The sequence below is a fragment of the Vibrio chemaguriensis genome, assembly GCF_012275705.1.
Classification (GTDB): Bacteria; Pseudomonadota; Gammaproteobacteria; order Enterobacterales; family Vibrionaceae; genus Vibrio; species Vibrio diabolicus.
The window spans coordinates 243,459-267,170 of record NZ_SHOE01000002.1; the positions used below are offsets into that span (position 1 = coordinate 243,459).

General features: G+C 43.1%; 20 protein-coding genes and 1 riboswitch. Of the genes, 13 read left to right on the forward strand and 7 right to left on the reverse strand.

What is annotated here, in order from left to right; genetic code table 11:
• Window positions 1-8: 8 nt before the first annotated feature.
• The 3 genes from EX191_RS03370 to EX191_RS03380 all read left to right on the forward strand — a co-directional run bounded on the left by EX191_RS03370 (window position 9) and on the right by EX191_RS03380 (window position 2,949).
• Window positions 9-1,958 (forward strand): LTA synthase family protein, encoded by a 1,950-nt coding sequence (locus EX191_RS03370; RefSeq protein WP_193447132.1) that lies wholly within the window; start codon window positions 9-11, stop codon window positions 1,956-1,958.
• A gap of 141 nt (window positions 1,959-2,099) precedes the next feature.
• Window positions 2,100-2,465 (forward strand): VOC family protein, encoded by a 366-nt coding sequence (locus EX191_RS03375; protein ID WP_193447133.1) that lies wholly within the window; start codon window positions 2,100-2,102, stop codon window positions 2,463-2,465.
• 100 nt (window positions 2,466-2,565) lie between these two features.
• Window positions 2,566-2,949, forward strand: a complete 384-nt coding sequence (locus tag EX191_RS03380) for a hypothetical protein (RefSeq protein ID WP_005393414.1) — start codon at window positions 2,566-2,568, stop codon at window positions 2,947-2,949.
• 91 nt (window positions 2,950-3,040) lie between these two features.
• Here EX191_RS03380 and EX191_RS03385 read toward each other — a convergent pair whose 3' ends face one another.
• Both EX191_RS03385 and EX191_RS03390 read right to left on the reverse strand, forming a co-directional pair.
• Window positions 3,041-3,775 carry a hypothetical protein gene (locus EX191_RS03385; RefSeq protein ID WP_046874891.1) on the reverse strand — a complete coding sequence of 245 codons (735 nt, stop codon included), beginning with the start codon at window positions 3,773-3,775 and terminating at the stop codon, window positions 3,041-3,043.
• A gap of 31 nt (window positions 3,776-3,806) precedes the next feature.
• The gene (locus tag EX191_RS03390) at window positions 3,807-3,965 is read right to left on the reverse strand and encodes a hypothetical protein (protein WP_005377784.1); all 159 of its coding nucleotides are present in this window, start codon (window positions 3,963-3,965) and stop codon (window positions 3,807-3,809) included.
• Window positions 3,966-4,495: 530 nt separating this feature from the next.
• A riboswitch (glycine riboswitch) is annotated at window positions 4,496-4,595 on the forward strand.
• Between the two features lie 122 nt (window positions 4,596-4,717).
• On the opposite strand from EX191_RS03390, the gene EX191_RS03395 reads away from it, so the two are divergent.
• Window positions 4,718-6,094: an alanine/glycine:cation symporter family protein gene (locus tag EX191_RS03395; protein ID WP_193447136.1), complete on the forward strand. Its 1,377-nt coding sequence runs from the start codon at window positions 4,718-4,720 to the stop codon at window positions 6,092-6,094.
• Window positions 6,095-6,208: 114 nt separating this feature from the next.
• On the opposite strand, the gene EX191_RS03400 is transcribed toward EX191_RS03395, so the two are convergent.
• Both EX191_RS03400 and EX191_RS03405 read right to left on the reverse strand, forming a co-directional pair.
• Entirely contained in the window at window positions 6,209-6,775 is a 567-nt protein-coding gene (locus EX191_RS03400) for a threonine transporter RhtB (RefSeq protein ID WP_193447137.1), read from the reverse strand.
• The gene (locus EX191_RS03405) at window positions 6,775-7,410 is read right to left on the reverse strand and encodes a LysE family translocator (RefSeq protein ID WP_047008704.1); all 636 of its coding nucleotides are present in this window, start codon (window positions 7,408-7,410) and stop codon (window positions 6,775-6,777) included. Before EX191_RS03405 ends, EX191_RS03400 begins: the two co-directional genes overlap by 1 nt.
• A 223-nt stretch (window positions 7,411-7,633) precedes the next feature.
• Here EX191_RS03405 and EX191_RS03410 point away from each other — a divergent pair, with 223 nt between their 5' ends.
• The gene (locus tag EX191_RS03410) at window positions 7,634-9,106 is read left to right on the forward strand and encodes a carboxypeptidase M32 (protein ID WP_193447138.1); all 1,473 of its coding nucleotides are present in this window, start codon (window positions 7,634-7,636) and stop codon (window positions 9,104-9,106) included.
• A 70-nt stretch (window positions 9,107-9,176) separates the two neighbouring features.
• Here the strand turns inward: EX191_RS03410 and EX191_RS03415 are convergent, their stop codons facing one another.
• Window positions 9,177-10,127 (reverse strand): LpxL/LpxP family Kdo(2)-lipid IV(A) lauroyl/palmitoleoyl acyltransferase, encoded by a 951-nt coding sequence (locus tag EX191_RS03415; protein WP_041853039.1) that lies wholly within the window; start codon window positions 10,125-10,127, stop codon window positions 9,177-9,179.
• A gap of 696 nt (window positions 10,128-10,823) precedes the next feature.
• Between EX191_RS03415 and EX191_RS03420 the strand changes: the two genes are divergently transcribed.
• Window positions 10,824-12,251, forward strand: coding sequence for an APC family permease (locus EX191_RS03420; RefSeq protein ID WP_150918594.1), 1,428 nt, complete (start codon window positions 10,824-10,826; stop codon window positions 12,249-12,251).
• Between the two features lie 74 nt (window positions 12,252-12,325).
• On the opposite strand, the gene EX191_RS03425 is transcribed toward EX191_RS03420, so the two are convergent.
• Window positions 12,326-12,661 (reverse strand): DMT family transporter, encoded by a 336-nt coding sequence (locus EX191_RS03425; protein ID WP_065646842.1) that lies wholly within the window; start codon window positions 12,659-12,661, stop codon window positions 12,326-12,328.
• A 173-nt stretch (window positions 12,662-12,834) separates the two neighbouring features.
• Window positions 12,835-13,221: a DUF6559 family protein gene (locus EX191_RS03430; RefSeq protein WP_182036544.1), complete on the reverse strand. Its 387-nt coding sequence runs from the start codon at window positions 13,219-13,221 to the stop codon at window positions 12,835-12,837.
• 340 nt (window positions 13,222-13,561) lie between these two features.
• Between EX191_RS03430 and metA the strand changes: the two genes are divergently transcribed.
• The 7 genes from metA (at window position 13,562) to EX191_RS03465 (ending at window position 23,669) form a co-directional block, all read left to right on the forward strand.
• Window positions 13,562-14,503, forward strand: a complete 942-nt coding sequence (gene metA / locus EX191_RS03435) for a homoserine O-acetyltransferase MetA (protein ID WP_006741610.1) — start codon at window positions 13,562-13,564, stop codon at window positions 14,501-14,503.
• Between the two features lie 178 nt (window positions 14,504-14,681).
• A complete protein-coding gene (gene pilW, locus EX191_RS03440) occupies window positions 14,682-15,407 on the forward strand; it encodes a type IV pilus biogenesis/stability protein PilW (protein WP_109168405.1) in 726 nt (241 codons plus the stop codon).
• A 269-nt stretch (window positions 15,408-15,676) separates the two neighbouring features.
• Window positions 15,677-16,606: a phosphate/phosphite/phosphonate ABC transporter substrate-binding protein gene (locus EX191_RS03445; protein ID WP_193447139.1), complete on the forward strand. Its 930-nt coding sequence runs from the start codon at window positions 15,677-15,679 to the stop codon at window positions 16,604-16,606.
• Window positions 16,606-18,765 carry a GGDEF domain-containing phosphodiesterase gene (locus tag EX191_RS03450; protein WP_193447140.1) on the forward strand — a complete coding sequence of 720 codons (2,160 nt, stop codon included), beginning with the start codon at window positions 16,606-16,608 and terminating at the stop codon, window positions 18,763-18,765. Before EX191_RS03445 ends, EX191_RS03450 begins: the two co-directional genes overlap by 1 nt.
• A 157-nt stretch (window positions 18,766-18,922) precedes the next feature.
• Window positions 18,923-22,090 (forward strand): response regulator, encoded by a 3,168-nt coding sequence (locus EX191_RS03455; protein WP_414718279.1) that lies wholly within the window; start codon window positions 18,923-18,925, stop codon window positions 22,088-22,090.
• Between the two features lie 9 nt (window positions 22,091-22,099).
• Entirely contained in the window at window positions 22,100-22,576 is a 477-nt protein-coding gene (locus EX191_RS03460) for a hypothetical protein (RefSeq protein WP_005393443.1), read from the forward strand.
• 1 nt (window position 22,577) lies between these two features.
• On the forward strand, window positions 22,578-23,669 hold the full coding sequence (locus EX191_RS03465; protein ID WP_193447142.1) for an outer membrane protein: 1,092 nt from the start codon (window positions 22,578-22,580) through the stop codon (window positions 23,667-23,669).
• Window positions 23,670-23,712: the final 43 nt, after the last annotated feature.

Genomic DNA, 23,712 nt, shown 5'->3' on the forward strand with positions numbered 1-23,712 from the left:
GAATAAATATGAAAAACTTATCTAAGGGCTCTGTGTGGGGGCCTTTGCAGCCAATTGCTGCTTTTTCTTTGTTTTCACTTATATTTTTGTCTATCTCACGCGTTTTGCTCGCCTTTTGGCAACTTGATCGAATTGACTCTTTCAACGACTTAATTTACATCCTAGGCCAAGGCTTACGCGTAGACATTGCAACATTGTGCTGGTTATTCATCCTCCCTGCACTGCTTTCAGCCCTAATGCCATTAAACGGCAAGATTGGGCAATACTGGAAATGGATATTGCGCATATGGATGGTTTTAGGGCTTTGGATTCTCGTGTACATGGAACTGGCAACGGCACCATTCATTCAAGAATATGACCTACGCCCAAACCGTCTGTTTGTGGAATACCTTATCTATCCGAAAGAAGTCATGGGCATGCTTTGGACTGGCTATAAGCTAGAGCTGTTTATTGGCGCGTTAGGCACGGCATTAACTCTAGTTTTGGGTTGGAAGTGGAGCAAAAAACTGACCGACAATGCACAGCAGATCAACTGGAAATGGCGCCCACTATTAGCCATTTTTGTTGTGCTTCTTGGTGTTGCAGGCGCACGCTCGTCTTTAGGCCACCGCCCACTAAACCCAGCCATGGTGGCGTTTTCTAACGATCCACTGCTTAACGACTTAGCATTAAACTCATCTTACTCACTGCTGTTTGCTGTCAACAGCATGAAGTCAGAAAAAAGCGCAGAGCAGTTCTACGGCAAGATGGATAATCAAAAGATGCTGGAGCTAGTTCGCGCTTCGTCAAAAAAGTCCGACTTTGATCCAACATTGCTTCCAACCATGAACAGTAACCCCGCGACTTACCATGGTAAACGTAAGAACTTAGTGATCTTGCTACAAGAGAGCTTAGGAGCGCAATTTGTGGGTTCTTTGGGAGGTCTGCCTCTTACGCCAAACCTGGATGAACTCATGGCTGAAGGTTGGCAGTTCACGCAAATGTACGCAACGGGTACTCGTTCTGTTCGTGGTATCGAAGCCGTAACCACGGGTTTTCCACCATCCCCTTCTCGCGCAGTGGTGAAACTAAGCAAAAGCCAAACAGGCTTCTTTACCATCGCAGACTTACTCAAAGCACAAGGCTATCACACGCAATTTATTTATGGCGGTGAAGCAAACTTCGATAACATGAAAACCTTCTTCTTCGGTAATGGTTTTGATCAAATCGTCGAAGAAGATGATTACAATAACCCAAGCTTTGTTGGCTCTTGGGGGGTCAGTGATGAAGATTTATACAACAAAGCAGACGAAGAGTTTGAACGTCTTTCAAAAAGCGACAAACCTTTTTTCAGCTTAGTTTTTACGTCAAGCAATCACAGTCCTTATGAGTATCCGAAAGGTAAAATTGAGCCATACGATTCCGAACACATGACGCGTAACAACGCGGTGAAATATTCAGATTACGCTTTGGGTACGTTCTTTGAAAAGGCGAAAAACTCATCCTACTGGGATGATACTATTTTCATTGTCATTGCAGACCACGATGCCCGCGTGTCTGGCGCTAACTTGGTTCCGGTTAAGCATTTCCACATTCCTGCCTTGATCATTGGTAAAGACATTCAACCACGTAAAGATGACCGTATCGCAAACAACATAGATATGCCGCCTACGCTGTTGTCTCTTATTGGCGTAGACGCCAAAACGCCGATGATTGGTCGTGATTTAACGAAACCACTGGCTCGCGAAGATGAACGCGCAATGATGCAATACGACAAAAACTTTGGTTATTTAACGCGTGACAACCTAGTTGTGCTTTCTCCTGGTGAAAAAGTATCGACCCTGGCGTACGACTTTGAAAGCCAAACCATGAAACCGCTAGAAGTCGATGAATCCGTTATTGAACGCGCAAAAGCAAACGCATTGTTTGCATCTAAGGCGTATCAAAACAACTGGTACGCTTCGAAACGTACCAACTAATATCCGCTGATTCAGTGAAAAGGGAGCCAACTGGCTCCTTTCTTTATTCTTACACTCTCCTTCGAATCTTCTACTGACAAAACCTGTCTTAGCCTTCCGTTAGATTCAACCTCATACTTCTAGTAAATTGAGAAACAGACCATGCTAACTATCAATTCATTCGTCCTCTATGTTGAGGACATCCACGTAAGCCAAGCTTTTTACTCGAAACTGTTTGATTATGAGGTCACGTTTTTGTCTCCAACATTTGCTTCTATGCCACTCGCAAATGGCTTAAAACTGACACTCAAGCAAAGTGATGTTCTTTCCCCTTCCAGCGACATCAAAGGTGGTGGCACCGAGTTAACATTTGCAGTGCGTAACCGCCATACGTTAGAGCACGTTTACAACAGTTGGAAAAACATGGGCGTTGAGTTTGCTCAACCACCAATGACTTCGGTGTATGGCTTAAATTTTGTGGCTACCGATCCGGATAAACATCGCATTCGCGTTTTCATTAGTGAATAAAAATGCGTTAAAAATGCTTTTTACCCATTCCCAATGTGACTTCAATAAATTAGACTCAGGGAAACATCAAAAGCTGCGTTGTATATAAGAAGGAATGCCCATGAGCTCAAGTATGATCCTTAGCGAATCTCTAATCGAGAGTGGAAGAGATATCCCCCTCAAAGAACTGCTTTACGCAAAGCGCGTGCTGGATAACTACATGGCGGTAGCAAAAGAGAGCAGCCCACTTGAGCTGTTGACAGAGATGAAATCGGCAGCAAAGCAAGTGGAATACTTTACCACTACGAGTAACCCGTGTGAGGCTCGTAATGTCATCAGTCAGATGATTGATAAAATCGACACCGCGGAATCTTTTGAGTCGTTCAAGGCTTTAGCAGGCAAGCCCTCACTAGCTCTCAATGAGCTGATTGAAGATCGCGCCCAACTGATTAAACATGAGCGAGAATTGCTGCTTGCTTCAGGCTATGACGCCTCGCGTATCTAAGAATAAACGTTAGCTCCCGAGTTTAAAGCTAGCAACGAAAAAGGAGCTCTTAAAGAGCTCCTTTTACTTTCCAAAATCAGGTATAAAAGATCTAGAGGCCGATATCTTCAGTTATTGCTTTGATTTGCTTGAGATCCATTTTATAAACTTCAATCATTTGATCGACCTGACTTAGTCGTGAATTGGCTTCATCGTGTTTATCACACGCGTCCGATTTCACGTCCCAAGATTTACCTTCCAAAAATACATCACACTCTTTTTTGAGTTTCTCGATCTTAGGCAATAGTTTCGCCCTTTCTTTCTCTAGAGACTCCAATTCTTGCGAAATTTTCAGCTCTTTTTGAAACACCTCGCGCGATCGTTCAAAGATAGTCGCTTGCATATCCGCTTGACGACTCAGCTTCTCATTTTCTGATTTTGTCGTATTGATCTTATCTGCCTGTTGTTTCAATTGAGACTCTAGCGACAGGTTAACTTTCTCGACCTCAGTCAATTGCTTTTGTAACTTCTTAAGCGCTTTCTCGTGCGCTTCATCTTTCGCAGCGAGCAGTTCAGTGACTTTATCTTGTATTTCTTGGTCGAGCGCTTCTTCGCGCACTTTTACTTGAGACACCAACTGCGTTTTATCTTGCGTCAACGCTTGGTATTTTTCTTCTAGCACATGATAAGTCGATTCCCACTTGTTCGCAGTGACAATCGAACCAACAAGGCCACCAAATGCCAAGCCTAATACCGCAGCAATCGCGATATAGATATGAGTACGTTTGTCACGCTCTTCAATGACAACAACGTCGTCTTGTTCTTCCATCTTGTTCTGAGAACTCACCGTATACTACTCCAAGGACTCTTTTACTTTGCTAGCGGATCAATTCCGCAAACATAATCGATGCTGTATAAATCAGAAAGGCGCCAATTAATGTTATAACGGTCGCTTTTTGGACTTTTTCATTGGTTCGATAACGAAACAGCACAAATGCTACTGCAATCAACACCGCAATGGCTAATAATCTGGTCATACCGCCTCCTTGTCCACTTATGAAAAACTGCCTAGGTCCATAGACGGTTTCACAAAGATTTATTGTAACTCATTTATACGCCCCATAAGGTCAACTTAGCGTAGATTTTAAAATAAGTGCTTCGATTTTAATCAAATTTGTGTTCTCAATTGAATAACTTATGCCGTAATAATCGAAACACATTTATCGTTCTGAAGTGTGTTCTTGGTTCTATTCCCTAGCCCAATAAGTTTTGTTTTTGCAGTTACTCACACAAAAAACTTGGGTAAACATAGCTTCGTGAAAATTAAGTGGGGTTATTTCGTTGAAAATAAATTGACATAGGGTGTTGAAATGGACCAAAAACATGATAGAGTTCACACGTTAATGATGACCAGCATCATTAACTAACCTTTACTCATTTAATTGAGTAATTGTTCCGATGAAGACTGCAGGAGAGTGGTTATTAATCAAATTTTAACATTTGATTAGCATAACTCGCCGAAGAATTAACTATTTCAGGTGCTACCTAGGTAGCGGGGACTGTAGTTGGAGGAACCTCTGGAGAGAACCGTTAAATCGGTCGCCGAAGGAGCAAGTCTTGCACTCACGCAAGGTGAAACTCTCAGGCAAAAGGACAGAGGAGTGGAAAGTTACAACCTAACTATTTTGCTTGGCCTTCCCGCCTACAACCAATAGCTTAGTTCTTTTAGAGATCGTTGATCTCGTCCTTTCCCTCTTCTCCTTATTAGTTGTTTTATTAAGGGGAAATCATGAACGACCTACAATCTTTACTACAAACCATCGATAATTTTGTCTGGGGTCCACCACTGCTTATTTTGCTAGTGGGTACCGGTGTTTACTTCACTTTTAGCCTCGGCTTGATCCAGTTTAAACATCTCCCAACAGCGCTAGCGATGGTATTCAGTAAAGATAAGCCATCTGATAAACAAGGTGACGTTTCTAGCTTTGCAGCACTTTGTACTGCGCTCTCAGCAACGATTGGTACTGGTAACATTGTTGGTGTTGCCACCGCGATCAAACTTGGTGGACCAGGTGCCCTATTCTGGATGTGGCTCGCCGCCCTTTTCGGAATGGCGACTAAATACGCCGAATGTTTGTTAGCGGTTAAATACCGAAGAGTCGATGATAAAGGCCAAATGATTGGTGGCCCGATGTACTATCTGCAATACGGTGTTGGCTCAAAAGCCCTCGCGATCATGTTTGCAGTGTTTGCTTTGGGTGTTGCTTGTTTTGGTATTGGTACGTTTCCACAAGTAAACGCGATTCTGGATGCAAGTGAGATATCTCTCGGTGTTGACCGTGAGCTCTCTGCCTTTGTACTGACTCTTTTGGTTGCTTTCGTGACTTTGGGTGGCATCAAATCCATTGCTAACGTTGCAGGAAAAGTGGTTCCTACCATGGCTGTATTTTATGTGTTGGCGTGTCTAAGCGTGATCATCATGAATGCAGACCAATTGGTCAACGCCGTTGAATTAGTGTTGGTCTCAGCATTTACATCAACAGCAGCGACCGGCGGTTTCTTAGGTGCAAGTATCATGCTGGCAATCCAATCAGGTATCGCTCGTGGCGTATTCTCAAACGAATCTGGTTTGGGTAGCGCGCCTATGGCAGCAGCGGCAGCGAAAACAGACTCTTGTGTGAAACAAGGCCTGATTTCAATGACAGGTACCTTCTTTGATACCATCATTATTTGTACCATGACGGGCCTAGCCTTGATCCTTACTGGCGCATGGCAAAGCGACTTTTCTGGTGCAGCAATGACGACTCATGCCTTTGCGGTAGGTTTGAATGCGGATACATTTGGCCCAATGCTGGTTTCAATTGGTTTGATGTTTTTTGCATTCACAACCATTCTTGGATGGAACTACTACGGTGAGCGTTGCGTTGTGTTCCTCTTTGGTACAAAAGCGGTGCTTCCTTATAAGCTGATTTTCGTTGGTTTGGTGGCATCAGGCGCGTTCCTCCATCTAGACATGATTTGGCTACTCGCCGATATCGTAAATGGTCTGATGGCGATTCCTAACCTAATCGGTTTGATCGCACTGCGTCACGTCGTACTGGCAGAAACCAAGCTGTTCTTTAGCTCAGCATCGCAATCTGATGAAATTGAAGCAGTAAAAGCTTAGTGACATGACAAGTGTTCAGTAATGAACCGTCAATCGCTGAAAGTAAATTGGAAATGGTAAAAACATAAAGCCCGCTGGTATTCAGCGGGCTTTATTTTATCTTAAGCTAAGCGGTTAATCTCTCAACCATCGATGCTCAACATTTTCTCCACGTTCTTGAAAAAACTTCGCATTTTTTTGCTTGAATTGATCCGACTTCAGCTCTGATAGCGGCCAGTCTGAAAACGCCTCTGTCACGAACGAATCTCCAACCCCAACTTCAATCGATTCAAGATGCTTCCCGATGTAGCGATAAAAGTAGCTCTGCCCCAGTGCATCACAAACCATCGGCACATGTCTCATGCGTTGATGGTTGACGGATACTGAAGCCCAAGTTGTCGTTTTAGGTTCGCAACTTTGCTCTTTTACAACATCAACTTCAAATTTATTGTCCACTGTTGTCGAGACAAAAACGACAATACCGTCATTCATATACACACGTCGAAGTAATAGCTGTTTCGTATCTTGAGTTCGCGTCTGTTGTATTCCATTGGAAAATGGCTCGAAATAGCCCCAGTGCCAAGACCAGGTCATGCCACGTTGCGCAAACTGTACCTGTGGCCATGTCTGCCAAACAATGGCACCAACCACGCCAGTAATAAACACAACGAGCAATATCAAAAGGTGGTAAATATTGCGCATTACACGGGCTTTTCAATCAATAACTTTACGCCAAGTGCGACTAAGACAGCGCCCGTCGCCCCTTCCATCCACTTCATAAAGCTCGCATTCTTTAACAGGCTCTTAGCTGAGTTAAGTGCGCCAGCCAAACCACACTGCCAAACCATCGCAATAATAAAGTGCACGGATGCCATCATCATTGATTGAAGCAAAGGAGAACCTTCTGGATTCACAAACTGTGGCAAGAACGCCAAGTAGAAAACTGCCGTTTTTGGGTTCAAGACGTTAGAAAGAAAGCCCTCTCTAAAAGAGCGTTTGCCATTAAACACTTCATGAACCTGCTCAGTCACTGACAAACCATTCTTCGACGCCATCAGGGCTTTTAAACTGCTCAGACCAAGCCAAATAAGATAAGCTGCACCAATCATTTTTACGATTTGGAACAACTCTGCAGATTGCGCCAGAATGGCCGAAATTCCAACCGCTGAAAAGAAAGCATGCACAAATAAGCCAAAGCAAATCCCTAAACTGGTTGTACATCCGTCTTTTAAACCCGCGCGACTGGTATTACGGATAACAAGGGCCGTATCTAAACCCGGCGTTAGCGTTAAAATAGTGATGGCAATAATAAATGCCTCAAAATTCAAGATATCCATATTATCGTGATAATTAATTGTTAATCCGTCATCAATACCGTCAATCCACGAGATTCGCAAGCTTCTTTTTTAAGAGAGCTATACAACTGAGTGAATTTATGGACAATGAGTGAAGATTAATTGTTAATTATTAGTAAATTAACGCAGGTTGTTTCGTGCAACTCGACGTAAAGGACCCGTTATCGGGTGTTTAGGGAAAGAACAAAAAAATAAGAGTAGTCACATGAAAGCATTTACAAAACTCATTGAACATTCCAAAAAAGTGGCAAACTTTGAGCACCTCTCTTCCATCATAGGTTGGGACCAAGCAGCGGTCATGCCATCTGGTGGCGCTAAAGCGCGCTCCAATGCTATGGCAGAACTTGATGTACACATCCACTCATTGATGACTCAGCCACACTTGGGCGAGCTTTTCGCTCAGGCAGAAAAAGAGACGCTATCTGCAAGTGAAAAGTCCATCCTACGAGAAATGAAACGTGAATGGCAACAAGCTAACTTGCTACCAGAATCATTAGTTCAAGCTCAATCTCTTGCTGGCTCCAAATGTGAACATGCATGGCGTACGCAACGCGGAGAAAATGACTGGTCTGGCTTTGAAAAGAACTGGGCAGAAGTCGTCAAACTATCGCAAGAAGAAGCGCAAATTAGAGCCGAAGCAAACGGCACAACGCCTTACGATGCCATGCTTGATATTTATGAACCAGGCACAACGTCTGCATCGTTAGACACGCTTTTTGCTGACGTAAAAACGTGGCTACCTTCCTTGATAGACGAAGCGCTTGAAAAACAGCAATCAGACAACATCTTATTGCCAACTGCGTACTACCCTGCGGAAAAACAAAAAGCGCTGGGACTGGAAGTCATGAAGCTACTTCAATTCGATTTTGAACACGGCCGGCTTGATGAAAGTGTCCACCCATTTTGTGGCGGTGTGCCAACAGATGTGCGTATTACAACACGTTATGATGAAAGCGAGTTTGTCCAATCATTGATGGGGATCGTCCACGAAACTGGCCATGCCAGATACGAGCAAGGGCTACCAAAAGATTTAGCAGGAACACCAGCTGGTCAAGCCCGCTCTATGGGAATTCATGAGTCACAGTCGCTCTTCTTTGAAATGCAAATAGGACGAAACAACGCATTTATCGACCACCTTGCTCACATGGCTTCCAAGCATTTTTCTGGGGATGAATTTGAAAAAGACAATCTAGCCAAAATCTACACTCGAGTAGAGAAAGGCTTTATTCGCGTAGATGCGGACGAATTAACATACCCTGCCCACGTTATTCTTCGATACGAAATTGAACGTGATCTTATTAACGGTGCCATCAAGCATACAGACGTACCAGAGCTCTGGAACGAAAAAATGAAAGCGTATTTGGGACTCTCAACGGAAGGAAATTTCAAAAACGGCTGTATGCAGGACATTCATTGGACAGATGGAAGTTTTGGATATTTCCCGTCTTACACTCTCGGTGCGATGTACGCAGCCCAGTTCATGGCCGCAATGAAGCAAACAGTAGATGTGGACGCGGTTATTCGCTCTGGCGATCTGACGCCGATATTCGATTGGCTGTCGAAGAACATCTGGAGTAAAGGTAGCTTATTAACAACAGATGATCTCGTAAGAGAAGCAACGGGTGAAACACTAAATGCTAAGCACTTCCAAGCGCACCTAAAAGGCCGCTACTTGTAAATAGAAAAAGAATAGAACGTAAAAGCCCAAGGTTTGTATGTTCCTTGGGCTTTTTTAAGCTCTTTCTATGCTATGCCAAGCTAGGGATAAGTCTGGGCTTGTACAAACAATCCTCGCCTTCAGGTCTGGTTTTAAACCGACGGTGAAGCCACATATATTGGCTCGGACTTGCCATGATTGACGTTTCAACTATCTTATTCACGAAAACTGCCGCACCTTGAGGATCTTCTTTCGGGAAACCGTCGACTGGCGCACTAATCGTCAAGGTATAGTGTCCGTCTTTTCCTCTTACCATCGTAAAAGGCACGATGGCACAATCTGTCGAATCAACCAGCAGACTTGTACCTGTCGTCGTGCAAGCATTTTTAACGGCAAATAATGGCGCAAACGTTGAGCGTCGGTTTCCATAATCATGATCCGGTGCATACCAGACCCGCTCACCCGTTCTAAGCGCTTCAAGCATGGCTTTAACGTTCTTGCGGTCAATAAGCGTACGATTAGAGCGAGAACGCCCCTTGTATTGAAAGTAATCAAAACAAGGATTGTTGTTTGGACGATAAACACCAGTTCCAGACTTTTTAATGCCAAAAGCACGAGCACCTAACTCTAAGTTCATCGAGTGTACGGCCAACATTAATGCCCCCTTGCCTGATTTTTCTAAAGCCTCGAGGTGCTCCATTCCTTTTATCGTAACGTGTTTGTTTACCCGTTTATCAGACCAAAACCATGCCATCGCGGTCTCAAATAGCGCAATACCTGTATTGTCGATATTGTCTTTTAAAATTGCTTCGCGTTGGCATTCTTCCATCTGAGGAAAGCAAAGTTCAAGATTGCGCCTAATCGTAACTTGACGTTTTTTCATGATTCGCATAGCTAAACGGCCAATGCCACGTCCTAATGCTAACTGAACTTTGAAAGGAAGGAGACTGAGTAAGTACATTACGCTGATGATAATTAAGGTTCCCCAGTAACGAGGCAAAAGAAATTCAGCCTTGAATTCAGGCTTTTGGTATTTATTCATGTGAGTATTGTCAGATGTGCCCATCTATAAGTGATAAAAACAATGATAATGGACTGCACTTTTATCATTGATAGCGCTAATAACATAAATTAAAGCGCGCGGATTCTATGGTTCTTCGACACACTACACAATAAGAACTTTGCAGAAATATGTAGGGGGATGAAAAAGCAGCAAAGATGAATCACCACGTTAACATCGATTGGAGTGATTAATCTACCGCACTTTCATAAAGTTTGGACAAACATAACTTTGTGTTTTCAATGCGCTAGATAATGGTGTTTTTTTAACCCCATAATGCAGCTATCATGAAAATAACAATAAACATGATAACCATTACCCTGAACAAGTAAGACAACTTTCCGGTGCCACCTTTTGGCGCTTGGTTACAGCATCCCATTATGTTTCTCCATCGTTTCATTTCGATATGGCGTTAATGTACTCCTTGACCTTAGGGGAAAGTCAAACCTTTACCTAAAGGTTCTAATTTATCGCTATAAGTGTTTATTTATCCGACATATCACTCGTTTATATCCCATGGAAATAAAGCGCGTTGTTTTCAGCTCATTTTCGGATAAATACATACCGTTTTTCGCTATATACCCACTATTTATGAGGAATCTACAATACGCGAGTCTTACTTGTAGCACGCTACTTTTACAGCCTAGAAGTTGTGCGCTCATCCATTAAAGGTATCGAATGAGCAATATCGTTAAATCCGCCGTTAAATTGAGTGTTTTCTCTATCATCATGATCACCATAACTTCGGTCGACAGCATAAGGAACATTCCTGGGGCGGCTTTGTTTGGTAGCCATGCCATTTCTTTCTTCTTACTTGCTGGACTCTGTTTTTTTGTCCCTACAGCGCTAGTGTGTGCTGAGCTAAGTACCACTTATCCAAAGCAAGGTGGTGTATATCTTTGGGGCAAAGAAACACTAGGGCCAAACTTTGGCTTTGCCACCGTGTGGTATCAATACGCTGAAAATATTGTTTACTATCCACCGTTAATTTCATTCATTGTTGCAACGGGGGCCTACCCTTTTTTCCCAGACCTGGCGCAAAACAACATGTTTATGTTGGTGATGATTAATGTGATTTTTTGGGCGTTAACTTTAGTTAATATCTTTGGCTTGCGCCTCTCTTCCCTGATTACAAATGTATTCGGCACCCTAGGTTTGATATTTCCGATTCTATTGATTATCGGATTAGGCGGGTACTGGGCGTATACCCATCCTGGTGAGTCTCATATCTCGCTTCGCCACGTATCTGACTGGTTGCCGGACCTTTCTCAAGATGGGATCGGAGCGGGGTTTACTGCGGTAGTTCTGTCACTTACAGGCCTTGAAATCACGACCTCTTATGCAAGCGAAGTAGAAAATCCGCAAAAAGCCTATCCCAAAGCTCTGCTGATCTCCACAACCTTAATCTTGGTTTCTCTGACGGCGTGCTCACTGTCTATTTCTTCGGTCGTCTCAAGTGATCATTCTAGTTTGAGTGAAGGAGTGATACTTGCCTTCAAAACTTTTTTTGATGATCTGCACCTCTCATTCCTGCTGCCTGTCATTGCCCTTGCTATTGTTTTTGGCACGCTTGCAAGCCTGAATAACTGGATAATCGCCCCAACGAAAAGTCTACATGTTGCCGCAAAAGATAGTTTCATGCCGATGTCGCTCGCCAAAGAAAACCGCAACCAAGCCCCCGTCTCATTGTTGCTCTTGCAAGGCACGATTGTTAGCGTGCTCTCTTTGGTTTTCATTTTTGTTCCTAACGTCAATCAAGGCATGTGGTTATTGAATATCCTGATGACTCAGCTCTATATGGTGATGTACATCTGTATTTTTGTTAGCTTTTTGGTCTCACGCTACAAACACGCAGATATTGAGCGCCCATTTCGAGTTGCGGGCGGAAAAATAGGAATGTGTTTAGTGGCAGGATTAGGCTTGATGAGTTGCTTGGTGACGATTGTTGTATCTTTTGACGTGCCAGCAGGAATTAGCGCAAAAACTGGTGCATATGCACTGATATTAGGGTTTATCACATTTAGCCTCCCAGCGTTCGCCGCCGTGATGTATCGCAATCGAAAACATCGTCAACAAAGCAAAATGCTTGAGGTACTAGTAAGTTAACTATTGGATTGACATTAAAAAGCCGCAGCAATTTCTCGCTACGGCTTTTTATTTGGCATCACAAGTTGTGTTAGTTATCCGTGTCCTACAGTCTTGGATAACAGGTTAACAATCATCACACCAGTGAGGATAAACCCAATGCCAACAAGCGCCGGCAAATCTAGCCGCTGTCCATAAACAAAGTAGCCAACCGTCGCAACTAAAACAATACCCGCCCCACTCCATATGGCGTAAACAACCCCAACAGGCATCGTTTTTACCGTGACGGAAAGCAAGAAGAAAGCAATGCCGTAACCAATCAGAACGACTGTACTCGGCATCATTTTCGTAAATTGCTCTGTTTTGGGAATATAGGAAGTGGCAATCACTTCACATACAATCGCGATCGACAGCGCCAACATTGGCGGCATAGAGACAAGCATTTTGAACATAAGGCATTAACGCTCAACAGAAATGTAACCGACAACACGTCCGGATAATTAGGTCGCGCATTATACCCAACTCATCTCTCGATGGAATACCTCTTACTCAAGCAGCTTCAAAATGCAGGATTCACAGCGTGATCACTTGAATATAGAGACATTCACACGCCATCGCTTTCACTCACTTCTTGATGAGTAAGCGACAGGCCTGCTTTTTGGTGCTGCCGAGCAATTTCAAAGTAGATGTGCATATCAATTGGCTCTGGTGTATTGAGTAGCATCTTGCCCACTTCTCGTTGAAAGTGACCATAATTACCTAACTCATCCGTCAACCCTAACTGCTCGTAAGAAGGTTCATTGGCAAACATTCCATAGGCATACTGATAATGACTTAGATCCTTGCTATTATCATAACCAAGTTCTTGAAGGGCTTGATCAATTTCTTTCGGCGTATAAGTGTCTTTATCGCCAAACAAGCGCAATAGTACGCTAGGAACCTCTTGAGCGATGCTCTGAATTTTTGTCTTTCTTTTAAAAATACCGAACATAATGTCCTCCACTGACGATGTTTCCAAATACACACTTTAATGCATATTGGTGAGCTGATTGTTTTTAGTATGGCTCATTAATCTGAGACTTCCTTACAACGAAGTCACTTTCGCATATTAACGTGATCACATAATTACCAGCAAATAGTACGACCAGCGTTTCAAACATATCTCATCAGAAACTCCGCTCTAGTCACAATTGTGTGACAGCTTCGAGCTCGGTTTACCATAATGTAAAGAGTAGATTGAAAAGTCATATTTCGTATCGACATCTAAACTTAATTAAGTTAGCTTTAGAAGTATAGACGTCTAGATTGACTATACTTAGGGAGAGAAAGTCGTGCCAATTAGAATTCCAGATCAATTACCAGCTACCGATGTGCTAAGGACAGAGAACATCTTCGTAATGAGTGAAACGCGTGCTGCGAGTCAGGAAATACGTCCTTTACGAGTGCTGATCCTGAATCTGATGCCAAAAAAAATAGAAACTGAAACTCAGTTTTTGCGTCTACTCTCAAACAGCCCATTACAAGTCAATGTCGAGTTATTGCGCATTGATAACCGCCCAAGCAAAAATACGCCAACCGAACATTTGGATACTTTTTATCGTCAATTTGAAATGGTGAGAGATAAAAACTTCGATGGCATGATCATTACTGGTGCCCCACTAGGTTTGGTTCAATTTGAAGATGTCATTTATTGGGACCACCTAAAAACCATCATGGAATGGGCAAAAGATCATGTGACATCGACTCTTTATGTCTGCTGGGCAGCACAAGCAGGGCTGAAGTTGCTCTACGATCTACCTAAAAAAACGCGTAAAGAAAAACTTTCAGGCGTGTACCATCACCAGATTCATCATCAATTCCATCCTATGTTACGTGGGTTTGATGACACATTTTTAGCGCCTCATTCACGCTATGCCGACTTTTCACCTCACTTTTTAGAAGAACATACCGACTTAGACATCCTAGCCACATCGGATGTTGCAGGTGTTTACTTAGCGACAACAAAAGACAAGAGAAATGTGTTTGTTACTGGGCATCCTGAATACGATTCGCATACCTTACATAACGAATATATCCGCGATTTGAGCGAAGGCATGGAACCAGCCATTCCCGTCAACTACTATCCAAACAACAATCCTGATAATCCACCAATTGCCAGTTGGAGAAGTCATGGACATCTCCTCTTTTTAAACTGGCTGAACTACTGCGTTTACCAGCAAACACCTTATGATCTTGATCACTTCAGTGAAGACGCTTTTACTAAAGACGATTAACCTCAAAGCACGCAAACAAAGCGCTTATGATGCCTAAATGTAATATGTGAACCAAGCCGCCATATGGCGGCTTTTTCATACCAGTTTGCAAACCTGATCGCATAGTGTTTTTTCCTCCATAGGCTTTTGCTACGTAATTCATATCATGCTGGGAGATTCAGGGATGTAGGGACAAAGAATGAAAACAACAAAGCTCGGTGCACTACTATTAATCTCTCAGTTTGCACTTGTGGGCTGCGTGACGGTGAAAGAAGATGGTAGTCCTGTCGTTAAAGCCGATCCTGTAGCAATGGCAGAATCACGTATCGCACTTGGCCTAGGTTATTTAGAAGGCGGCAATATGATTCGCGCGCATGATAACTTGCAACAAGCCTTAACCCACGCACCTCAATACTATCGTGCTCAGTTATCGATGGCTCACTACTATGAAACGGTTGGCGAAGATGCTAAAGCCGAGCAAATGTATAAACGCTCTCTACGCCAACACACCAAAAACGGTAACGTGCTCAATAACTACGGCACCTTTCTTTGCAAGCGGGGTGACTTCGAGAAAGCCGATCAAATGTTTAATCGAGCCATTGAGCAGCCTTATTACTATCTCATTCCGGCCAGTTATGAAAACGCCGCATTTTGCGCGTTGAAGTCACAAGATAAAGACAAAGCGAAATACTACTTCGCCCGAGCTATTGATCATGACCCTCATAGGCCAAAATCTATTTTGCAGCTAGCCAAGCTAGAAATTGATAGCGGCAATTACACTGAAGCCAGAATTCGATTAATGAGATTTAATCAAATGTATGGCGTTAAGAAACCCTCTTTACAGCTCATGATTCAACTTGAACGTGCAGCAGGTAATGAAGCACTCGAGAAAAAATATCAAAAGCAATTGGAGATATTTTCTTAACACGACATCATGATAAAGAAGGTGTACTCGCTCACAGACACTACTGAACTTGACTAAGAATCCAGTGAATTAAAACCCACGGTGACACATTCATCCTGTACATAAACTTCAAATTCGGTACTATTTGAACGGAATAAGTGACCAAGTCACATTATAAAAGTGCGCTAGTAAAACGAAATTTGTACATCATACTGTTTCTACTATTGATTTGGGGCGCATTGATAAATGCTAAATATTACTGACATGCACCAGAAGGAAGTTGAAGCCGGATGAAACCTGCCTGCACTCTGTTATCACTCACTTTGCTGAGTTCGCCTTTTGTCGTCAGTGCACAAGAAAATATTGAAAAAACATTCACGTTTGGCATTGTTTCCAATAAAGCTCAAAGCAAAATCAAAAAGTCGACGCCTTTTACGCAGTACGTGACCAATGGTTTGGCCGGATACGGATACACCAAGGGTGCTGTAAAAGTATTTAAAAATTATCGCCAGCTCGCGGTGGCACTAAAAAATGGCACCGTTCAAATTGCAACAGCCACCCCCTTCAATGCAATGACCCTCGAGGCAGAGTCTGGTAGCCAAGCCATTGCCATACGCTGGAAAAAAGGTTTACAAAAATATCATACGGTATTCTTTACCCACAAAGAGAGTGGTATCGAGTCGATTTCTGACCTGCGCGGAAAAACACTTGTTTTTGAAAAGCGTACATCCACCAGCAGCTATTACTTACCCGCTATTACACTGCTTAATCAAGGGGAGAAATTAGAATACCTCCCCTCCTCCGATGACAAACCAGCCAAAGACAGTATTGGATATTTATTCCTTGACGAGCACTTGGCTCAATCGAATGAAATCAACCTTTCAGTATGGGTGTATAAGCAGAGAGCCACTGCAGGAGCGTTCAGCAATTTCAATTGGAGCAACCCTAAAGATCTTCCAGAAAGCATGAAAGACAAACTAACGATTTTCGCTCGCTCGGTAGAAATACCTAGAGACTTAATTCTCGCCTCTCCGACCTTAAGCCAAGATCAGCAACATAAAATCACGTCAATATTGCTCGGTATGGAGGCATCTCAGCAAGGTGCCCTAGCACTTAAACAGTTCCAAAACACGAAAAAGATCACCGCTCTAACGCCAGAAATGTCCGCGTCCTTAAATACCGTTCGAACATCTATTCACTTGTTACCGAAGGTGGATTGATGTTCCACAAACTCTCACTCGAAACTAAATACATTTGCTCGACCATTTTTGTTGTCCTGTTTGTCGTAGTGATAAACCTCGCACTATATATGCATGGTTACGATACGTACTCAAATAACTTAACCCGCCAAATCACCGAGAACTCACAAGAAAAAACAGAGTCTTACGTCAAGCAAAAAGGATTGGTTTACGCAGAGTTATTATCAAAGCAACTTTTTGACCCACTCTATACGGATAATATCAGCCAAGCATACGAGCAGATTAAAGCAACATTAAGCCAACCAGATGTCTCGAAGATACACGTTGTTGATAATGAAGGGCTAATCTTTCACGACGGTACGACTCAGCTGAGTATGTTTGCCCAGCCTCATTACCGTTCTCGCTTTATTTTAAAAGCAATAGAAGAGTCTAGAATTCTCATTTCTTTTTCTAAACATCAATTAGAAATTGCGGCACCGATTCAGCAATCGAATATCACACTGGGCGCGGTGTATCTTGAACTCAACCTAGCACATCTATTAGAAGAGAAAGAACAAAACATTGCTCAAGTACAAGCGCTTACCTCAAACGATAAGCAAAAGATGTTTAACTTGCTGCTCACGATCAGTGCGATATCCGTTCTGCTCGGAAGTGCCATCGCGTATGCTTTAGGTCGCTCATTAATAAAACCACTCAAACAACTTAAAGAACAATTTACAGAGTCAAATACTCAAGCACTGCCAATCACTGATATAAAAAGTAAAGATGAAGTGGGTGATCTTATTTCGGCGTATAACAAAATGTCGAACAAAGTGAACAGATACACAAGCCGGGTGGAGTTCATGGCGTATCACGACATTCTTACCTCCCTGCCTAACCGAGAAAAGTTGCTCATTGATATCCAAAAGCAAATAACGAACCGCAGATCTCCCTCACTCGCGGTTGTTTTTATTGATCTGGATGACTTTAAACATATTAACGATAACTACGGGCATAGCATCGGAGATAAATTGCTAGGTCATCTCGCATCAGAACTTCAAGGTCGTTTGCCGAGTTACTTCCAGCCTCTTTACCGTCTTTCAACCATCGTAAGCCGAGTCGGCGCTGACGAATTTGTGCTGGTCTTTCCATGCAAAGACAGCCTCCACGCTAGAGAAAAAGCGGACGATATTCATCGCCAATTGCTTTCTCCTTTTAATTTGGAAGAGCACGATATTCAAATTACGGCAAGCCTTGGAGTCGCGGTGTATCCGGAATTTGGCTCAAACGCAGAGTCTCTTTTACAACTCTCCTCACTGGCGGCGCAAGAATCTAAACGACGCGGCAAAGATATCATGACGATATACGATTCCGCGTTTGATGAGACCGTGAAGCAGCGCTTATACATAGAAAAGGAACTGCGCCGCTCAATACGTGATTTATCTCAGTTCGAGCTTTGGTATCAACCCCAGTTCGACCTCAACACCTACCAGTTGATTGGTGTCGAAGCATTGGTTAGGTGGAATCACCCAGAGAAGGGTTATATCAGCCCAGAATTATTTATCCCGATTGCAGAACAAAGTGACTTAATTTTAGAGCTTGGTGAATACCTCATCGAGACAGCAATTAGCCAGCGAGCACAATGGGCGGGTCATTTCACTGCTGATTTTCATATCGCATTAAATTTGTCTCCTAGGCAGATCTACCGCCAAGATTTAAGTCAGCTCTTTTCGAAATATTTACAACAATATCAAGTCCCCCCTCAAACCATTCATGTTGAAGTGACAGAGTCTCTGTTTATTGATGATATTGAGAAAGCGCAGTACGTGCTCAGAAAATTACAAGCTAACGGCGTAGAAGTGTGGCTAGATGATTTTGGAACTGGGTACTCAGCCCTCGCCTACCTACAACAAATGTCGTTTGATGGGCTTAAAATTGACCGTTCATTTATCGCTCAAATCCAAAACAATGAACAAGATGATTCATTAGTCCGTGCGATTATATCCATGGCTCATAACCTAAGAATGAGAGTGGTAGCTGAAGGCATAGAAACCCAGACCCAACTAACAAGGATGGAATCGCTTCACTGCGACGTTGTTCAAGGCTTTTTCTTGGGTAGACCGGTGCCGGCAGAAGAAATCATAGAGTTTGAGCAACAACGCCAAGCAATAGATGACTCAACCGCCAGCAACTATGCTTAACTGAATAATTTATCGCGTTCATTGAATTAAAGGGGATTCGTTCTGCAATATCGGTCACACTTCGCCATCTCGCAAGTATGAATTTCCTCTTAAAATCTAACATTTGAGATAGGTACACTACACTTTTCATATCAACTCTTTGGATATGGAAACGCGTGTGGTCGGGATATTTGCTTGGAACAACCTATCTGTAAAGCAGAAACTTTTTGGATTGGTCCTACTACCAATCTTATTGTTATTGCTTCTGGCGGGCAAACATGTACAAAACCTCTCTATCCAAGCTCAAGAACTTCAAAAAGCACAGCTCTTCTCCCAATATATAGATCGTGTTTCCTCACTGTATTATTTGACGAGCGATCCAAGGGTCGCGAATAACGCTCAAGAAACCCGCCAACTCGTTCAAACTTTACAAGATACAGCTTCACCTGTTTTTGGTGACAATGCCGATATATTAAATCAGCTCACGAATTTCGAAGAAGCAACACTGTCAATGCTCTCGTCCAATAATGCAGAAGATAAGTTAGATGCTGCTGAGTGGCGTGCCGACACATTCAAAGAGATTCTTTTGAGTTTGGATAGAGTCTATTTCAGCCATGTAAGTTATGAAACCAACACTCACCTCTCCTCATTGATGCAGCTTGAGTGGTTAATGTTTTGGTCAACAGAAGAGCATAGACTCAGCAAATACTTAGTGGAATCCACAGAACAGGGGCAGATTTACGATCCAGCTATCCAAGCCAGTATTCAATCATTAATCCAGAACCAACAACTGCTGTTCGAACGTTTTGTCACACTTAATGCGAATAAGCAGCAAGTCCATCTTCTCATCGAAACCTTTACCGATAATGTGTTTGTTAAAAGCCAAGCATTTCGAGCCAATTTGTTGCAGCCATCAAACCTTAGCGTGTTGACCCCCGCTCAAATAGATGACGGGTTGTCTGCGCTTTATAAACGCTTAAGTTTATTACGCAACGTTGATGACCAGATGGAACGACAACTTATTGAGGATATAACCAAGACGATCAGTGAAACAACACAGCACCGCATTGGCTTCATTGCGCTAATGAGCCTCGTGACATTGCTGGTTGTGAGTTTGACACTGAGGTTAGTGCGTAAGGTCACTGGCAACTTGAATTTAGTCCTCGAATTCCTAAGTCGAGACACTTACGAAGAGGACAACAATGAAAACTCACCACTGACAGAGTTGACCAAAGGGAAAGATGAGCTCAGTAAGTTTGCTAAAGAGGTAAAAAAACTGAGTTACGAACGTGAGCAGTCAAGACAAAAGTTAACTCAAGCCAAAGAAGATGCTGAAAAGGCGAAAGATGATGCCATCGAGGCAAGCAAAGCCAAAAGTAGCTTTCTGGCGAACATGTCTCATGAGATTCGAACCCCGTTAAACGGCGTTATTGGCATTTCAGAAGTTTTGTCAGACACGCCGCTAACGGCGACACAGCGTGATTATGTCGACACGATAGAAACCTCCTCGCAATTACTGTTGAGCCTAATAAATGACGTTCTGGACTTCTCTAAAATTGAATCTGGTATGTTGCTTATCAGCCCTCATTCAACCTGCGTTCGTGAATCCATCTACGATATTGCTTCTATTATTTCCCCGAAAGCGAAAGAAAAAGGCATCGATGTTCAAGTCAGCATCAGCCGCAATACGCCCTATCACGTTATGTTGGATGATCACCGTATACGCCAAATTATGATGAACTTCATGTCCAATGCCGTAAAGTTCACTAAACAAGGCTGCGTTGAACTCTCTGTCATCACTAGAGAAATCAAAAATGATGAAGCGAGTATCGAGTTTTCAGTCAAAGACTCAGGGATCGGTATTGATGAGCAGCAACAAAAGAAGATATTTGCTCCTTTCGCCCAAGAAGATAACTCCACCACCCGACAGTTTAGAGGGACAGGGCTTGGGCTTGCGATTAGCACGCAGCTGGTAGAATTGATGGGCGGTGAGATTCAGCTTGAATCCGAGAAAGGCAAAGGTAGCCGATTTTTCTTCGAACTTACGGCTCCAATTGTGACTCAAGAGTTCAATGGCTATCACTCCCTTAATCACAACGATATATGGATAGTTTGCAACAACCCTACTTTGGAGCAAAAGCTGCGTGACGAGTTGAGCTTTTTCCACATCAATGTTCAGCAATCAGTAAATACACTGGATGCTCTGCCAACGTGGATTGATAACGAGCGCATCATTGTTATCAACGTAGAAACTTCTCCAAATACCGCAGCCAAACATCTAGGTGAAATGAAAAGACTTTGCATGCAAAATGTTCGAGTTTGTCTTATTAAACACCTTCATAGTACCCAACGTGATTTTGGTAACAGCATTAGTGCATTGGTAACTCAACCCCTCTTAGGACAGCGCTTAGTAAAAGCACTTGAAACTTGTGCTGCAAACTTCCCTCAAGCAAACCAGGAGAACACGACAACACCCAATGCTAAGACTCTCCCAAAAATCTTGGTGGTCGACGACAACACCGTTAATCAAAAAATCGCTGGATTACACGTCACAAAAGCGGGCTTCGACTTTGATATCGCCGTAAACGGAGAAGAAGCCGTAGATATGTTTCAACAGAATCAATACAGCTTAATCTTAATGGATTGCATGATGCCTGTGATGGATGGGTTTGAAGCAACCAAAATGATCCGTCAAATTGAAGCAAAAGAAAAACGGACGATCAGAATCCCAATTATCGCGCTAACAGCAAGTGTAGTCGATGATGACATTCAAAAGTGTTTTGATGTTGGAATGGATGATTATGTGCCCAAACCTTTTAAAGCGGGTTTGTTGAAAGAGAAATTAGATAAAGCCATTGGACTACGCATTTCCAATATTGTTTCTGATGAAAAGCGACTGGCAACAAACACCACTCACACTCCTGAAAAAACCTCGCATGCTGAACAATCAGAAGCGACCGTGACGCCTATTCGCTCAGAACGGATTTTGCTCGTCGAAGATAACAGAGTAAATCAAAAAGTCGCTTCGCTGCTGTTATCCAAAGCTGGTTATCAATTTGAAGTGGCCGAAAACGGACAGGTTGCGGTCGAAATGTTCCAAAAAGATGGTGGGTTTGACATAATTTTGATGGACTGCATGATGCCGATCATGGATGGGTTCGAAGCCTCACGACAAATACGCGCCTACGAAGCAAGTAAAGGTCTTCCTAAGACTCCCATCATCGCGCTAACGGCAAGTGTTGTGGATGATGACATTCAACGCTGTTTCGATTCAGGCATGGACGCTTATGTACCCAAGCCTGTTCGTAGAGAAAAGCTGTTGTACCAGATTGAAAATGCGATATAGGTAGCGATGATGAGCGGCGACATATCTCTCCTCTGTTTTCTTTTGCGCTGCATAAAACGCTACCTATTCATTGTTGTTTTCCTTCTACCCATAGATAGTCAAGTACTTGCTGCAGAGAGCTACGCCGTTTTCTCGTTTAATAGTGAGTTCTCGCCCCTAACCATCAATAAAGCGCGAAAGTTGTACAGAGGAAAAACGCAACTCTTACAAGGGCAGAGAATTGAGCTATCTGACTGGCCAGCGACATCAGCGGAGAGAGCGGAGTTCTATCGCTACCTTCTCAATAAAAACTTGGCGCAAATGAACGCGCACTGGGCGAGCTTGTCTTTTTCAGGCAAAGCGAGGCCACCCAAAGTGATTGCAAACTCTAGCATTGATGCGCTGATCACGTGGATGCAAGAAAAGCCCAATCGGATTGGTTATGCCCCTGCTTCGAGCGTGCCTGGAAATGCTCGTATTTTGTGTGTGGTGAGCTCGGAGGATTAATATGAAAAAATATTTGACCATGTTATCACTGAGTGTTGTCGCCTTTCCGAGCTTAGCCACCATTGAGTTATCAGATCACCTGTCTTTGAGTGGTTTTGGTTCGACATCTTGGTCTAAGTCGGATAACTCCACAACGGTTCTCGTCAACCGCTTTATTCATGATGAAGCCTGCTACGATTGTGACACAACCTTCGGCCTGCAGCTTGATTACTTTTACAAGGCATTTCGAGCATCCGCACAGATAGTCAAGCGTCCGCAAGATCATTGGAGGTCGCCCCAATTAGAGTGGGCATATTTAGCTTATACCTATAAAAATGTAGAGATACGTGGGGGACGATTGAGGCTGCCGCTGTTTTTGATGTCTGAGTATAATTATGTCGGTCACGCTTTTACCCAAGCTCGACCACCAAATGAAGTGTATGACAGCATATTAGGCATCACCGCTTACAATGGTTTATCCATTCGCTGGAATCACGACCTCAATGAGCAAATCATGCTTACTGCAATGCCGTTTATAGGGTTTAAAGACAGCAGTGATGTCACCCTCAACGAAGATACTGAACTGAAGATCGAATCAGACAACACAGCCGGAATAAACTTAACACTCAGCGGAAATGCCTACCGTTTGAACTTTTCTTATCTACATGGCGATTATGACCAAACTACGGTTCTCTCCAATACCAAGCAATCCACACCTGAAGGGGGAGCCATGTTAATTGACCGCTTGGTTCTAAAAGAAAAAGGCAACACGATTGACCAGTTTTCTCTAGGAGTAAGGTATGAGCTTGATAACCTTGTGATAATGGCTGAAGGACAAAACAGCAACATTTCCTCCTCTTGGTACGCAACAACGAGTTACAACGTGAATAAATTGACCCCCTACATAGTTTACGGCCAGCAGTTTAATAGCAGTGATACAAAGAATGGGGACAGCTATCTGTTTGGAGTGAGATACGACCTAGATTATAACGTGTCACTGAATGCTGAATGGCAAAAGTTTAACGCCCACAATAACGATACTGGCGCGTTTTCATCAATACCAGAAGATAACAGCGCCAGTCTTTACACCCTGATGTTAAATTTCGTTTTTTAACTTTTCTATACTGACTCCGTATAAACCATGGGCATTTACCTTT

Coding starts and splice junctions, on each gene's coding strand:
- EX191_RS03370 (WP_193447132.1), top strand. CDS start 9: ATGAAAAACTTATCTAAGGGCTCTGTGTGGGGGCCTTTGCAGCCAATT.
- EX191_RS03375 (WP_193447133.1), top strand. CDS start 2,100: ATGCTAACTATCAATTCATTCGTCCTCTATGTTGAGGACATCCACGTA.
- EX191_RS03380 (WP_005393414.1), top strand. CDS start 2,566: ATGAGCTCAAGTATGATCCTTAGCGAATCTCTAATCGAGAGTGGAAGA.
- EX191_RS03390 (WP_005377784.1), bottom strand. CDS start 3,965: ATGACCAGATTATTAGCCATTGCGGTGTTGATTGCAGTAGCATTTGTG.
- EX191_RS03395 (WP_193447136.1), top strand. CDS start 4,718: ATGAACGACCTACAATCTTTACTACAAACCATCGATAATTTTGTCTGG.
- EX191_RS03400 (WP_193447137.1), bottom strand. CDS start 6,775: ATGCGCAATATTTACCACCTTTTGATATTGCTCGTTGTGTTTATTACT.
- EX191_RS03405 (WP_047008704.1), bottom strand. CDS start 7,410: ATGGATATCTTGAATTTTGAGGCATTTATTATTGCCATCACTATTTTA.
- EX191_RS03410 (WP_193447138.1), top strand. CDS start 7,634: ATGAAAGCATTTACAAAACTCATTGAACATTCCAAAAAAGTGGCAAAC.
- EX191_RS03415 (WP_041853039.1), bottom strand. CDS start 10,127: ATGAATAAATACCAAAAGCCTGAATTCAAGGCTGAATTTCTTTTGCCT.
- EX191_RS03420 (WP_150918594.1), top strand. CDS start 10,824: ATGAGCAATATCGTTAAATCCGCCGTTAAATTGAGTGTTTTCTCTATC.
- EX191_RS03425 (WP_065646842.1), bottom strand. CDS start 12,661: ATGCCGCCAATGTTGGCGCTGTCGATCGCGATTGTATGTGAAGTGATT.
- EX191_RS03430 (WP_182036544.1), bottom strand. CDS start 13,221: ATGTTCGGTATTTTTAAAAGAAAGACAAAAATTCAGAGCATCGCTCAA.
- pilW (WP_109168405.1), top strand. CDS start 14,682: ATGAAAACAACAAAGCTCGGTGCACTACTATTAATCTCTCAGTTTGCA.
- EX191_RS03445 (WP_193447139.1), top strand. CDS start 15,677: ATGAAACCTGCCTGCACTCTGTTATCACTCACTTTGCTGAGTTCGCCT.
- EX191_RS03450 (WP_193447140.1), top strand. CDS start 16,606: ATGTTCCACAAACTCTCACTCGAAACTAAATACATTTGCTCGACCATT.
- EX191_RS03460 (WP_005393443.1), top strand. CDS start 22,100: ATGAGCGGCGACATATCTCTCCTCTGTTTTCTTTTGCGCTGCATAAAA.
- EX191_RS03465 (WP_193447142.1), top strand. CDS start 22,578: ATGAAAAAATATTTGACCATGTTATCACTGAGTGTTGTCGCCTTTCCG.